Source organism: Vreelandella sp. V005 (assembly GCF_052645115.1).
In genome coordinates this window covers 154,982-168,188 of the sequence record NZ_JBQXYA010000003.1, presented here as the reverse complement: position 1 = coordinate 168,188, position 13,207 = coordinate 154,982, and the positions used below count along the sequence as shown (strand labels likewise).

Annotated in this window: 16 protein-coding genes; 6 read left to right on the top strand and 10 right to left on the bottom strand. The window is 53.9% G+C overall.

What is annotated here, in order from left to right:
- Both ACUN8H_RS09380 and ACUN8H_RS09375 read right to left on the bottom strand, forming a co-directional pair.
- A complete protein-coding gene (locus tag ACUN8H_RS09380; RefSeq protein ID WP_445531877.1) occupies positions 1 to 657 on the bottom strand; it encodes an amino acid ABC transporter permease in 657 nt (218 codons plus the stop codon).
- Positions 658 to 706: 49 nt separating this feature from the next.
- Positions 707 to 1,534, bottom strand: coding sequence for a transporter substrate-binding domain-containing protein (locus tag ACUN8H_RS09375; RefSeq protein ID WP_445531876.1), 828 nt, complete (start codon positions 1,532 to 1,534; stop codon positions 707 to 709).
- Between the two features lie 159 nt (positions 1,535 to 1,693).
- Between ACUN8H_RS09375 and ACUN8H_RS09370 the strand changes: the two genes are divergently transcribed.
- Positions 1,694 to 2,659 (top strand): LysR family transcriptional regulator, encoded by a 966-nt coding sequence (locus ACUN8H_RS09370; RefSeq protein WP_445531875.1) that lies wholly within the window; start codon positions 1,694 to 1,696, stop codon positions 2,657 to 2,659.
- Between the two features lie 375 nt (positions 2,660 to 3,034).
- Positions 3,035 to 4,087 carry a class I fructose-bisphosphate aldolase gene (locus tag ACUN8H_RS09365; protein ID WP_445531874.1) on the top strand — a complete coding sequence of 351 codons (1,053 nt, stop codon included), beginning with the start codon at positions 3,035 to 3,037 and terminating at the stop codon, positions 4,085 to 4,087.
- Positions 4,088 to 4,156: 69 nt separating this feature from the next.
- On the opposite strand, the gene ACUN8H_RS09360 is transcribed toward ACUN8H_RS09365, so the two are convergent.
- Both ACUN8H_RS09360 and ACUN8H_RS09355 read right to left on the bottom strand, forming a co-directional pair.
- The gene (locus ACUN8H_RS09360; RefSeq protein ID WP_445531873.1) at positions 4,157 to 5,029 is read right to left on the bottom strand and encodes a PhzF family phenazine biosynthesis protein; all 873 of its coding nucleotides are present in this window, start codon (positions 5,027 to 5,029) and stop codon (positions 4,157 to 4,159) included.
- On the bottom strand, positions 5,016 to 5,228 hold the full coding sequence (locus ACUN8H_RS09355) for a DUF1127 domain-containing protein (RefSeq protein ID WP_445531872.1): 213 nt from the start codon (positions 5,226 to 5,228) through the stop codon (positions 5,016 to 5,018). The genes ACUN8H_RS09360 and ACUN8H_RS09355 overlap by 14 nt, the downstream gene beginning before the upstream one ends.
- 164 nt (positions 5,229 to 5,392) lie before the next feature.
- Here ACUN8H_RS09355 and ACUN8H_RS09350 point away from each other — a divergent pair, with 164 nt between their 5' ends.
- The gene (locus ACUN8H_RS09350; protein ID WP_445531871.1) at positions 5,393 to 6,835 is read left to right on the top strand and encodes an aminotransferase-like domain-containing protein; all 1,443 of its coding nucleotides are present in this window, start codon (positions 5,393 to 5,395) and stop codon (positions 6,833 to 6,835) included.
- A 24-nt stretch (positions 6,836 to 6,859) separates the two neighbouring features.
- Positions 6,860 to 7,816 (top strand): zinc-dependent alcohol dehydrogenase family protein, encoded by a 957-nt coding sequence (locus tag ACUN8H_RS09345; RefSeq protein ID WP_445531870.1) that lies wholly within the window; start codon positions 6,860 to 6,862, stop codon positions 7,814 to 7,816.
- A gap of 8 nt (positions 7,817 to 7,824) precedes the next feature.
- Here ACUN8H_RS09345 and ACUN8H_RS09340 read toward each other — a convergent pair whose 3' ends face one another.
- From ACUN8H_RS09340 to ACUN8H_RS09330, 3 genes are read right to left on the bottom strand one after another with little or no spacing between them, the layout of a single operon-like run.
- Positions 7,825 to 8,229, bottom strand: a complete 405-nt coding sequence (locus tag ACUN8H_RS09340) for a VOC family protein (RefSeq protein ID WP_445531869.1) — start codon at positions 8,227 to 8,229, stop codon at positions 7,825 to 7,827.
- A 41-nt stretch (positions 8,230 to 8,270) separates the two neighbouring features.
- Positions 8,271 to 8,981, bottom strand: a complete 711-nt coding sequence (locus tag ACUN8H_RS09335) for an anti-sigma factor (RefSeq protein ID WP_445531868.1) — start codon at positions 8,979 to 8,981, stop codon at positions 8,271 to 8,273.
- On the bottom strand, positions 8,960 to 9,523 hold the full coding sequence (locus ACUN8H_RS09330) for an RNA polymerase sigma factor (RefSeq protein ID WP_445531867.1): 564 nt from the start codon (positions 9,521 to 9,523) through the stop codon (positions 8,960 to 8,962). Before ACUN8H_RS09330 ends, ACUN8H_RS09335 begins: the two co-directional genes overlap by 22 nt.
- Before the next feature lie 186 nt (positions 9,524 to 9,709).
- Between ACUN8H_RS09330 and ACUN8H_RS09325 the strand changes: the two genes are divergently transcribed.
- Complete coding sequence (locus ACUN8H_RS09325; protein ID WP_445531866.1) at positions 9,710 to 10,261, top strand: fasciclin domain-containing protein; 552 nt, start codon at positions 9,710 to 9,712, stop codon at positions 10,259 to 10,261.
- A gap of 205 nt (positions 10,262 to 10,466) precedes the next feature.
- Here the strand turns inward: ACUN8H_RS09325 and ACUN8H_RS09320 are convergent, their stop codons facing one another.
- The 3 genes from ACUN8H_RS09320 to ACUN8H_RS09310 all read right to left on the bottom strand — a co-directional run bounded on the left by ACUN8H_RS09320 (position 10,467) and on the right by ACUN8H_RS09310 (position 12,609).
- Entirely contained in the window at positions 10,467 to 11,159 is a 693-nt protein-coding gene (locus ACUN8H_RS09320; protein WP_445531865.1) for a uracil-DNA glycosylase family protein, read from the bottom strand.
- A 34-nt stretch (positions 11,160 to 11,193) separates the two neighbouring features.
- On the bottom strand, positions 11,194 to 11,919 hold the full coding sequence (pcsA, locus tag ACUN8H_RS09315) for a phosphatidylcholine synthase (RefSeq protein ID WP_445531864.1): 726 nt from the start codon (positions 11,917 to 11,919) through the stop codon (positions 11,194 to 11,196).
- Positions 11,920 to 12,003: 84 nt separating this feature from the next.
- Positions 12,004 to 12,609, bottom strand: a complete 606-nt coding sequence (locus tag ACUN8H_RS09310; protein WP_445531863.1) for a DNA-3-methyladenine glycosylase I — start codon at positions 12,607 to 12,609, stop codon at positions 12,004 to 12,006.
- A gap of 104 nt (positions 12,610 to 12,713) precedes the next feature.
- Between ACUN8H_RS09310 and ACUN8H_RS09305 the strand changes: the two genes are divergently transcribed.
- A complete protein-coding gene (locus ACUN8H_RS09305) occupies positions 12,714 to 13,163 on the top strand; it encodes a GNAT family N-acetyltransferase (protein ID WP_445531862.1) in 450 nt (149 codons plus the stop codon).
- Positions 13,164 to 13,207 lie beyond the last annotated feature (44 nt).

Sequence of the window (13,207 nt, the reverse complement as noted above, 5' to 3'; positions counted from 1 at the left end):
CTATTCGGTGGCTAGGCCGCCGCTCATGCGGCGTTCTAAGTAAGCGCTGAGTCTTGCCAACACCAAATTGACCGCGAGATACAGCAGCGCGGCAGCCAAATACGTTTCCAGCGGCTGAAAGGTACGCGAGGCGATTTGCTCGCTAACGCGCATCAGTTCAGTCACCGCGATGACCGAGATCAGCGATGAGTTCTTGAGGATGGTGATGATCTCGTTAGTCAGCGGTGGCAGAGTGAGACGAAAGACCTGAGGCATGATGATGCGCCTGCGGGTTTGCCATGCAGAGATGCCCGCCATGCGCGCCGCTTCGATTTGCCCAGCGGGTATATGGCTGATGCCGCTGCGGAAAATTTCCGATTGGAAGGCTGCCGTGTTCAGCGTCAGCGTCAAAATGGCGGCGGTAATAGGCGCGATTTCAATGCCGATTTCGGGCAGTAGGTAATAGACCAACAGCAGTTGCAGTAAAATGGGGGTGCCACGCCAAAAGCTGCGGTAAAGCCCGCAGGGCCAGCGCACTAGGCCATAGCGGCTGGTCAAGCCGAAGGCCAGTAAGACACCTAACACCAGGCCCAGGGCGATGGCGGAAAGCGAGACCACCAAGGTGGTGGCCAAGCCTTCAAGCAGCACAGGGTAGTGGTTGAACAGGATCTCAAGCATGGGTCATCCAGAAAGCGAAGTAGCGCGGCTAGGTCAACGACAAGCTGTCTTACTCAGCTGCAGGCAGTTCCAGCGGTAGATCCATCGGGCCACCGAACCATTTTTCCTGCAGTTCATTTAGGGTGCCGTCTTCATTGAGGCGTTGAATTTGCTCGTCCATGAAGGCGTTTAATGACGCGCTCTCTTCGTCGTCGCGGCCAGCCCAGGAGAAGTAAACCGGGTCACCGAAGGTGCCGACCACTTCAAACACATCAGGACGGGTGCGTTCGGCTTCGAGCAGGTTAGGAAGGCTGTTGATCACCACATCGACACGGCCGGTTCCCAGCTCGGCATAGGCCTCATCCACGCCGGTGTAGGTGCGAATATCTTCAACAGGCGTACCCGCTTCTTCTAGCTCCGCGGCCAACGCTTCCAGCGCTTCTAACTGCGCGGAGCCTGACTGGGCAGCGGCAACCTTACCGGCGATATCTTCTGGTGAGCTGATACCCTCTTCGCCCGCACGCTTGAGAATCGCCATGGTGGCATCGGCAATGGGCACGCTTAAGTGGTAGCGCTCCATACGCTCCGGCGTGGCGGTGACCGAGGTGATCACATAGTCAAAGCGCTCGCGCTCCAGCCCTGGAAGAATGCCCTGCCATGGCAGATCCATACGGATCAGTTCGACGCCTTCAAGCTCTGGCATGATGTGTTCCATGATGTCGGCGGAGTAGCCGACAATTTCGCCATCTTCGATGTATTCAAACGGGGCGAAGCGTGCTTCCGTGCCAACGGTAAAGGTGGCATCTGTGCGAATGTCTTCTAGCAAATCGCTGTGAGCGGTAGTGGCGAAACTAACGCCCAGTAGGAGGCCAGCGGTGATAGTGGGGATGCGTTGCATGGGGATGCTCCTCGGGGTGGTGATACTCGAAACAGAGGCGAAGGCCTGTTGAACAAGAACCCCTTGAGTTAAGCAGGTGTGATGCAACAATAAAATTGCTATCTTTCGATGTTCATACCCGTTTTATTGATGTTAATTGCACTAACGTGGAGCATGCTGATGAAACTCTCCGCCGCCGACCTTAAAAGCCTTTCCGTATTTCTTGCCGTTACCGAACATCGTGGATTTGCCGGTGCCCAGACGGCACTGCACATGAGCCAGTCAGCGGTGAGTTTTCATATCCGCGCGCTTGAAGAGCGGGTGGGATTTACCGTTTGTCGTCGGGGTAGGCAGGGGTTTGAACTGACCGAGCGAGGCGCCATCGTCTATGAGCGTGCCAAACTGTTGCTCTCGTCGGTAGACGATTTTGATAGTGAAATGAGCGAGCTACGTAGCTCGGTTTACGGCACGCTGCGGCTAGGTGTGGTCGATAACACCATCATGGATGTGGATCTTGATCTGCAGGGTGTGATTGGCGAGTTCCTGCGCAAGAATCCCAAGGCCCGCCTCAATATCACTGTGGGCAGCCCTGACCGCTTGATCGGCGAGATCGCTAATGGTGAGGTGCAATTAGGCATTCTTCCGGAAACGGCACAGATGGAAGGCCTGCAGCACCGCCAGGTCTATACCGAGATGCACGGTATCTATTGCGCAAAACGGCACCCACTGTTTGGCCGCGATAGCGCACAATTAACGGTTGAAGAAGTGATCAAACACTCCTTTGTAGTGCGTCCTTATGCCAATCTTCAGGAGCTTAAAAGCTTTCCCAGCGCGCAAGTTGGCGCCCATGCCTCCAATATGGAGGCCCAGGCGCTGCTGATTTTAAGCGGTCACTTTATCGGTAACTTGCCCCACTACTACGCTAGCCACTGGGTGGCGCGGGGCGAACTCAAAGCGCTGCTGCCGGATCAAGTCGAGATCGCTTCGCCGTTTTGTGTCGTGACCCGGGCAGGGCGTCGTCCCTCGCTGATCGTGCGTACCTTTATTCAGGAACTAGTGGCAAGGCTTTGGCAAAAATCACATTTAATGGAGGCTTATAAAGGCGATGATTTGCTGCCGGGTACAGCGGAAATTGATCCCTCTTAAATCGATAAAAAATTGCTCATAAGCCCCTTGAAAGCCGTCTGATCGCTCCTATTTTGCAGATTGAGAGGCGCTGTTCTCTGGCGTGGCGGCCTCTTTTGATCATCTGTCTGATGTAGAAGGTGTTAGCTATATTCGACGATCTTAAGCATTTTGAAATCGGCTCGCTCCACCAAGTGGATTGGTTTCGACAACTATTGGACGGCTTTTTGCCCGATGGCAGTGCAATGGCATTCACGCGGTGCCGCTACTAACCGTCCCCGTATTTTACCTATTGTGCGAGGGTCGGACTTTCCTTCTGCCCTCGTTAAGCTCTATGCTCTATTAAAGAAGCGTTGATTTACACTTTCTTACAAAATAACCGCATAGGAGCGCACCATGACCGATATAGCCACTTTGCTTGGCAGTGATGCCGATAGTTTGCTTAACCATACCTGCCAGGGTGTTCGTCATGAGGACTTGCACCTGCCAGGCCCTGATTTTATTGACCGGGTCATGGCCGATAGCGACCGCAGCCCAGCGGTGCTGCGTAACATGCAGGCATTCTTTGACCATGGGCGCTTGGCGGGCACCGGTTACCTTAGCCTGCTGCCGGTAGACCAGGGCATTGAACACTCAGCGGGTGCTTCTTTTGCGCCTAACCCGCGCTATTTCGATCCGGCCAATATTGTCGAGTTGGCGATTGAAGGCGGTTGCAACGGCGTGGCTTCCACCCTGGGCGTGCTTTCGTCGGTATCACGCCGCTATGCGCACAAGATCCCGATGATGCTGAAACTCAACCATAACGAGACGTTGAGCCATCCGGCGATATACGATCAGACGCTATTTGCTGATGTCGAACAGGCCCACGACATGGGATGCGTGGCGGTGGGGGCGACGATTTATTTTGGCTCCCATGAGAGCCGTCGCCAAATCATGGAGATAAGCGAAGCCTTTGAGCGTGCTCACCAGTTGGGAATGGTGACGGTATTATGGGCCTATCTGCGCAACCCGGATTTCAAGCAGGAAGGCACCGATTACCACGTGGCAGCCGACCTCACCAGCCAAGCCAACCATATGGCAGCGACCCTCAAGGCGGATATCGTTAAACAGAAACTGCCTGAAAATAATGGCGGCTACAAAGCCGTTGGTTTCGGCCATACCCACGATGATGTCTATAGTAAGCTGACGACAGATCACCCGATCGATCTGGCTCGCTACCAGGTTGCCAACTGCTTTATGGGCCGTGCGGGTTTGATTAACTCCGGTGGCGGTTCCAAAGGGCATTCTGACTTAGGCGAAGCCGTCCGCACGGCGGTGATCAACAAGCGCGCCGGGGGAATGGGGCTGATTTCTGGCCGCAAGGCATTCCAAAAGCCGATGCAGGAAGGCGTTGACTTGCTGCATGCCATCCAGGATGTGTATCTCTCTTCCGACGTGACGATAGCCTGACCTTGCAGCCACTATCCCTAGCGCCGTAGGGCCAAGTAATAAGGCAGGGCGTCTTTTTTATGCACGCACTTATTGGTGCAGTTTAAACACGCCCTGACCGACCAAGACGGCGCTACCGCCCACCGTGACGAAACCGCGCTTGATCTCGCCATTGGCGGCGGTGTGAATAACGCTGGGCCGCCCCATTTCAACGCCTTGATGAATCGTGCACTGCAAGGCATCTGGTTGGAGTGATGCCAAGTAGCCGGTTAAAGCGGCGGCGGCGCTGCCGGTGGCAGGATCTTCGCAGATACTGGCGTGCATGCAGAACATACGGCTGCTGATCTTGATGGCTGCGTTGTCTGAGGGCCCCGTCACGTATAGGTAGACCTGCTCTGCGCTGCTCGTCATCACCGAACTTTGCCATAGCGCGGTGTCGATGCTGATACGCGCCAATGCGTCTTGATCGGCTAACTTGATCAGATGAAAGGGCAGCCCGAAGGACGAAAATACGGGGCTGCCATTCACTTGGTTGCTTTCCAATCCGAGTAGCTTAGCCGCGGTGGCATGATCAATAGTGCTGTCCATGACCGTGGCCGGCTGGGCGGTGGTAAAGGTGGCTATTCCCTGTTTATAACTAACCACCAGCTCGCCGATAGGGGGCTGAAGAACAATGTCATGAGCGCGGTTAACTAGATTCAGCTCTGCTAACAGATGCGCGGTGCCAACCGTGGGGTGACCTGCGAAAGGCAACTCACGGGTTGGCGTAAAAATACGCATCGGGTAGTGATTCGGTCCAGTAGGCGCGCCTAGAAACACCGTTTCGGCCAGGTTAAGCTCATTAGCCAGTGCCTGCATGGTACTGGCTGCCAACCCATCAGCCTCTAGAAAAACGGCCAATGGGTTGCCGGTAAACGGCTGGTCGGTAAAGACGTCAAGCAGGTAATACTCAGCGGTTTTCATAGTGCCCACCTTCTTTTGGTCCATGTTTCCAAAACGCTTTGCGGCCCTCTTTCAGTGCTTGGGTACGGTTAACACCAATATCGTCTAATAGCCGGTCATCAAGGGATAGCAGTTGGTGACGGCTGCGCCGGTAGTGACGATACTGGCGCAGTTGATAACGCAACTGGTAGCGAAGCTGGGTAAGGTTGAAACGTTTCATGGCTAATCCTCCTAGTTATCTGCTCAACCAGCTTACTTAGTGCTACTATTTCAATACAGATATAGGTTGTAGTGTTTTTAAGATACAGAAGGATGTGCTGGTGCTCTGTATCGTCAATTAATAAGGTATCTGTATGGTTGTCGGAATGTGGGCGAGGGAGTGTCATGACACGCTATGAAGAAGTCGCCACGATTTTACGCGAGCGTATCGAGCACGGTATTTACCGTGTCGGTGATCGCCTGCCTTCCATTCGCGCGGTGTGTGAGGAACTGGGCGTCAGCATTTCGACGGCCCAGGAGGCCTACCGGCAACTGATGGATGTAGCTCTGATCGAGTCACGGCCCAAGTCAGGTTACTTCGTGCTTCCTAGCCGAGTGCCTACGGTGTTGCCTTCAGTCTCCCGCCCCGCCCAGCGACCGTTGGATGTTTCCCAATGGGATCAAGTGCTGGAACTCGTCGCCACTCAGCGAGATGACGTGCGGCTACTGCTGGGGCGTGGCGTACCGAATTTTGAGTATGAGACGCTGCGGCCGTTGTCGAAAATCCTCGCTGGTTTGCATCGCAGCAGTGACCTACACGGGTTCAATTACGACAAGCTGAGCGGTAGCCCCGAGTTGCGTCAACAAGTAGCACGACTGGCAATTATTTCTGGCTGCCTGCTACACCCGGACGACATTGTGATTACCACCGGCTGCCAGGAGGCGCTTTCGATTGCGTTGCGCACCCTCACCCAGCCTGGCGATGTGGTAGCCGTCGACTCGCCCAGCTTTTACGGCACCATGCAGATTCTCAAGGCCAACGGCTTAAAAGCGCTGGAGATTCCTACCGACCCACAAACCGGCATCAGTCTGGAAGCTTTAGAGTTGGCATTAGAGCAATGGCCGATTCGGGCGATACAGGTCACGCCGACCTTCAATAACCCGCTGGGCTACACCATGCCTGAAGCACGCAAGCGGGCGCTGTTTCAGCTTGCCCAGCGCTTCGATGTGGCGATTATCGAGGATGATATCTACGGCGATTTGTCATTTAACCTGCCTAGGCCGCGCACCGTAAAATCCTTCGATGACGATGGTCGTGTGATGCTGTGCAGCGGTTTTTCCAAAACGGTGGGGCCTGGGTTACGGGTAGGTTGGCTGGCGCCGGGCCGCTATCGCGACCAAGCACTGCATATGAAGTATGTCTCCACCGGCGCCTCAGCCACGCTGCCACAGCTGGCGGTAGCGGAGTTCGTTGCTAAAGGGCATTACGAGCGCCATGTCCGTTACGCTACTCGTCAATATCAACGCCAGCGCGATATTATGATCAGTTGGGTGCAGCGCTACTTCCCCGCAGGGGCGGGTATCAGCTACCCACACGGCAGCTTTTTGCTGTGGGTAGAGCTACCCGCTGCTGTTGATTGCGTGCGACTCAACCAGCGCTTGGCGCAGCATGCGATCCATGTGGCGCCGGGCTCGCTGTTCTCTGCCTCGGGTAAGTTCCGCCAATGTTTGCGCTTGAACTATGCGTTTACGCTAACCTCTGAGATCGAAGCGGCCGTGCGCACGGTGGGCGAGTTTGCCACCGAAATGGTAGAAGAAGCCCAGTTGCATGCGGTGGGTACCTCCTAGATTCATTCATCATTCGAGGTGTCCATGCGTCGTCACGCTCTTACCTACCGGTCATTCGGAAAGCCGCTTGAAACATTGAACATGGAAACAGCGGAAGTTCCACCCAGGGGTGAGGGCAAGCTCAGAGTGAAGATGTTATGTGCTCCTGTGAATCCATCCGATTTGATTCCAATTAGCGGTGCGTACTCGCATCGTATAACGCTTCCCGCGGTCGCCGGCTACGAAGGAGTGGGGCGCGTTATTGATGCAACTAAGCAGTATGCCTCTCTGATCGGAAAGCGAGTGCTCCCATTGCGAGGCGAAGGTACTTGGCAGACAGTTCTAGATTGTGATGCGGCACTCGCAATCCCCGTCCCCGATACCATTCCTGACGCCGTTGCCGCACGAGCTTACATTAACCCCTTGGCTGCCCTGACTATGCTTGGTAACTGGCCTGTCGAGGGAAAGCGTGTCCTTCTCAGTGGAGCGGGTTCCAATTGCGCTGACTATCTTGGGGCATGGGCATATCAGAATGGCGCTAGGGAAGTTATCGGCATATACCGCTCTGAGAGTCGAGTTGCTCGTCTGGAACAGCTCGGTATCAAACCGGTATCTATCCAAGACGCACCGCAGATCTCATATGTGGCTCGTGAGTCGGACATAGTGTTTGACGCTTTAGGAGGGCCAATGGCGGCAAAAATATGGCAACTAATGGCACTGGGAACGAGTTTTATCGCTTATGGGCTATTGACGGGGCAGGCAATAAAATTGGACTCCAAACCTTACGCTCACTATAAAAGGTTTCACCTACGCGATAGTTTGGCCAGGATGTCTGCAGAAGCTTGGAAGCAAAAATTTTTGACTGTTTGGGAGCTGTTAGCCCAATTTGAGATGCCTGATTATCAAGTGTTTCCGGGTCAGGAATGGAGGCAAGCAGTCGAGAGCGCGCTTCGCCCGATTAGTCAGAAAGTGCTTCTGAACTTATCAACTCTTGAGCAATGAGGACGGCGTTACGTCAGATCCATAAACGGATTGTAGGCGATTTCCCAGTAATGTCCTTCTGGGTCGCGGAAGTAGCCTGAATAGCCACCCCAGAACACTTCTTCAGCAGGCTTGATTAGCTCGGCACCTGCGGCAACCGCTTGTTGGAGTACCTGATCAACAGCGTCTTGGCTGGCGACATTGTGCGCAAGGGTGATACCGCTAAAACCACTGGGCGAGTCATCTTTAATGCCGATATCCTTTGCCAGCTCTTTACGCGGGAAAAGTGATAACCAAGCCCCTTCGAGCTTGAAAAATGCAACCTCGGCGCTGTCCGTTTCGTGCTCGGGTAATCCCAAACCTTCACGGTAGAAGCGTATGGCGCGTTGCAAGTCGTGTACACCAAGAGTGATCAAGCTGATTTTTGGCTTCATGCGAACAGGCTCTTTTGGAACTAATAAAAGTGGCTGTATTATCAAAAAATAAGGGTGCTTCCCGCCACAGGCGTCAAACGGCCATGGTCGATAATGGGGCCGGTTGGCTGGCCTTCGGGAGCGCCCCCTTGGGGCTCAACGCTGACGGCTAAATCGGCATTGAATAACTGCGCGCGCAGCTCAGCGCTGGGTTGGAGGCGTCGGCTGCCTTGCCCGGGCAGTAGTCCTAGCGAAATGGGGGTACCATCGGCAATCAGCCACAGCTCGCCGGTCTGCTCGTTGCCAACTTGGGTTGGTTGAACCGCTTGTACGACCAGCTCTCCCTCCTGGGTGGCGCTAATAATCCAACCTGGCGTGCGCGATTCGTCCTGAACCACAAACACTGCTTCGCCGTCTGGCAGCTGGTTCAGCTCAGCTTGTTGCCACAGAAGGCCCAGCGCGACAGCGATTACCCCAAAACTGGCCGCCATGGACTGCCATGCACCCAGGCGTTGCCACCAGCGTAAAGGTAATGCCCCGGTCGCAGTGGTAATGCGCTGCCAGACCTCTTTAGGCGGTGTCTTTGGGTCCAAACGTTCGTTGAACAATTGGAGATGTTCTCGCCACTCTTCCACGTCGTTACGTAGGTCATGGCTGACAGCCAACAGCGCTTCAAAGCGTGCTTTCTGATCACGATCCAACACGCCCAGCACGTACTCGCCAGCCGCCAGATGGCGATCGTCAGGGTCGCTTAAATCCCATTGGTTAGACATGTTTTTAACCTCTCAAGTCCACGGCGGATCCAGCTTTTGACGCTGCCCAGCGGTTGGGACAGAGAGCTCGCTAGCTCGCTGTGAGTCATACCCTGAAAGTAGGCCATTTCCATTAACTGGCGCTGATGATGACTGAGTGTATCGAGGCAGTCGTTCAGTTTGTCGTTTTGTTCATGATTGATGCTGTCATCTTCAGGATCGTCGGTTCCCAAGAGCGTCGCTAATAAGGGTTCATCGGCTGTTGCGTCCTGGGGTTTCTGGCGGCGCAGCCAGTCAATGCCAATATTGCGTGCGAGCGTTGAAAGCCAGGTCATCGGCTTGGCACGCCTGGCATCGTATTGATCGGCAGCCTGCCAGATTTTGATAAAAACATGTTGTAGGCAATCCTGTGCGGCACCTTCATCTCTTACTATACGCAGCAGTTGAGCATATAGATGCGAACTAGAGACACGATAAAGACGTTCAAACGCTCGTCGATCGCCCTGAGCGCAGCCGTTTAGTTGCTCAATAAGATATTGGTGGCGTTGTGTGGCATCTAGCATTCGGGCATCTCTGCACAGTAAACCGAATCGTCAGTCTTGGTGAGTCAGCCGTTGAAGGCAATAGGCGAGAACTAAGCAGCGAATAAAATATTGATGAAATGTTTGCATCCACTGAGGCATCAGGCACGTAAGTGTTAGTGAGCTTGCATGGTTGAGCTCTTTTAATAACAACCAGGAGATGCCCCAATGAAACTCAAACTTCTTACTGCTAGCTTGTGTGCTGCTGCCCTCTATACCGGTGCCGTCGTTGCCGATCATGGGCCTACCACGGTAGGCGGCGCTAGCATGCTTCCTGAGCGCAATATCATCGAAAATGCCGTTAATTCGGGTGACCATAAAACGCTAGTGGCCGCCGTTCAAGCGGCTGAACTGGTTGATGTGCTGCAAGGTGAAGGCCCCTTTACCGTCTTTGCTCCGACCGATGAAGCTTTTGCGGCATTGCCAGCAGGCACGGTTGATACCTTGCTGAAACCTGAGAATAAAGAGCAGTTACAGACGGTTCTGACCTATCACGTTGTGCCTGGCAACATGAATCGGGACGCATTGTGGGAAGAAACCATGGAAAACGATGGCACCGTGGCCTTCAAAACCGTACAAGGCGAGTACCTTACCGTTTCGCGCAATGGTAATAATCTGATGGTCATGGATGCTCAGGGCAACAGTGCCAATATCACGGTGGTGGATGTGGCTCAGGCGAACGGCGTTATCCACGTGATTGATAGCGTGTTAATGCCATAAACGACTTGATTCAGGCGGGCAGATCAACGATGGCCGCCAAGTGAATGACCCTCCTGCCACCTCGCATCGCTAGGTGGCAGGAGGGTTTGTTTTGTAGGCTGAGTAAACATTTCTAATGCGAGCGGGGTTTTCTTACCCTTTATGCTTTCGCTCAGCGGTATTTGGCGAAAAGAGGTCTAAAAGAAGTTGGGCGCTAATCTTATCTTTACAGCGTGAGATTGGCCTCGCGCACATCTAATTGCTCTAAGCGCTGCTTTAAGAGACCCGGAAAGCGAGAATACCAAGTCTGGTTGAGCGGAGAGGGGTGGGGCAGCGGATAGAGTTGAAAGGTTTGTGCTTCGCCCCGGTCATCCTCAAGCGTTACTTCGATACTACTTTCAAAGCGGTCCTCGCGCTTCCAGAACGCCTCCAAGCGGGCACGCTCCTCTTTTGAGCGGCCGATACCGAACCACAGGAAGGCTTCGCGTCCCAAGGTGATTAGGGTTCGCCCTTCCCAGCGTGAGATCAGGACTTCGTTCATCAGGCCGTGAAAGTGGCGCTTAATCTTCATAGACCACGCCTTGTTACCGACGGGCTTGTAAGGCACGGTATTGATCCAGAAAAAGTGCTCGCCCACGGCGCGCGAGGCCTCGAAATCAGGCATTTTCTCATCATAAAGGTGCTCATACAGCGCCTTTCTGACCAACTGCCCGCCCGCACCAATAAAGGGCTCACCATGGCGAACCTCATCGCGCCCTGGATCGCGGCCAAAAAAGCCAATGCGCTGGTTAGGCTTGCCAAGGCCGATGATAGGCTCCAGCGGGTCGCGCTCGAAGCGCTGGTAAACCTCGACATCGATTCCTTCGATGTCTGCCGCCAGCGCTCTGAATTTTTCCTGTTGCCGCGGGGTCAATGACATCTGCCATGCTCCTTGCTGCAGTCGTTCGGCTTGTTCAAACAAACCACTCTTGCGCCGTACGCCATAGGCACATCCCGGCGAAGTATACAGAGGCAATGCCCCACCCCCATAGTGCCCAGGCGGTGTGCTCTGGGCTTGAAAGTATCAGTGACGTCGCACACACACACCATAACAGGGTGACAGTGATATTGAGTGGCATGAACAGACGCACGCGAAAGGGGTGCAGAAACTTCATTTTAGTCACGGTGAGAATGGCGAGAACAACGATAGTGATAAAGGTAATTAAAGGCGGTAAATCAATAACGTAAAAATAGGCGGCGGTGATGTTCCAGGCGGCTGGAAAGCCAACGAAGTAGTTGTCCTGGCTTTTCATATCGACATTGCAGAAACAGAACATCGATGACAGCAGGATGATGAACACTGAAGGCAGTGCCAAATAAGGCGGCAATTCAATAAAGTAGTAGATAAACAGGGCGGGGATAAAGGCCCAGGTCAGGTAATCAATGACCATATCAAGGGTCGAGCCATCGAAATGGGGCAGGATGGTTTTCACTGCATACTTGCGTGCCAATGTGCCGTCGATACCATCAATCATCATCGCAGCACCCAGCCAGAGTAGGCAGGCGACGGGATTATTGTCGACCAGTGCGAGCAGCGCCATTGTGCCAAGCAGTACACCGCTGGCGGTGAATATATGCACGCTCCAAGCTTTATATCGTGAGGTGCGTGATTCTGTATGCGAAGAGAATGATTGAACCACGTTGACCCCATTGGGAACGCGTTGTCCCCTTGCTGTTCGGTTTATTGATTAGCGTGCCAAAAACCATACCCTATCACTGTTTTTTTATATCGGCCGCTTAAATTGCTGTCGCGCCTGAGCCACCTGCTCGCGGGTGATGCAGTTTAGCGAGTGGTCATTGACCAACCCCATCGCCTGCATAAAGGCAAAAGCGGTCGTCGGGCCAACGAATTTCCAGCCACGTTTTTTTAACGCTTTAGAGAGCGAGATGGATTCAGGCGAGGTGGTCTGGGTTTGCGGCGGGGGGAGTGAGTCGGCGTCAGGCTCGAAACGCCAAAAGAATGCGGCTAACGCGCCTTCCTGTTCGACCATTTCTTGCGCTCTTAAAGCATTATTAATCACCGCTTCGATTTTTCCGCGATGGCGAATAATGCCTGCGTTCTTCAGCAGTCTCTGCACATCGTCTTCGCCAAAGCGGGCAACTTTTTGAAAATCGAAATGATGAAAAGCGGCGCGGAAGTTCTCGCGTTTATTAAGAATGGTGAGCCAACTCAACCCGGACTGAAAACTCTCCAGGCACAGCTTCTCGAACAGCCGCTGGTCGTCAGCCACTGGAAAGCCCCACTCGTTGTCGTGGTAAGGCAAAAACTCCGCCGCGCCCCCACACCATAGGCAGCGGGGATGGCCATCAGGGGCGATAAAGTCGGTCATAGGGCATTTCCTTAGCAGGTGATAAAAGCTGTTTTCAGTGAGCAATTAGGTGTTAACTCACTATAACGCTATTGGTGTGATAGCAATCGAGCCTGGAGATGAGTATGACATTTGTTCGCCCTGCCACGATTAATGACCTTGATACGCTAACGGAGCTGCTAGATGGTTATCGGCAGTTCTACGCTCAGCCTAGTAATGTGGAGGCCGCTCGTACCTTTTTGCGCCAACGATTTGAGCAGGCGGATTCACGTATTCTCGTTAGTGAGAGTAAGGAAGGCCAACTGACTGGCTTTGTGCAGCTTTATCCTGGGGTTTCCACCGTGGGATTAAATGCACGCTGGACGCTAAATGATCTGTTTGTGTTGCCAGAGTGCCGTGACACAGGCACCGGCAGGGCGCTAATGGAGGCTGCCACCCAACTTGCCCATGAGCATGGTGTCGCGCGGTTGATATTAATGACGCAGGTTGAGAACGAGCGCGCTCAGCATCTCTATGAGTCATTAGGCTGGCAGCGCAACACGGCGTTTTATGGTTACTTGCTTGATGTGAAGTGAGTCAAGCAGTTCAGGCCCGGCGCCTCGCCGAGCCTGAACCGCAG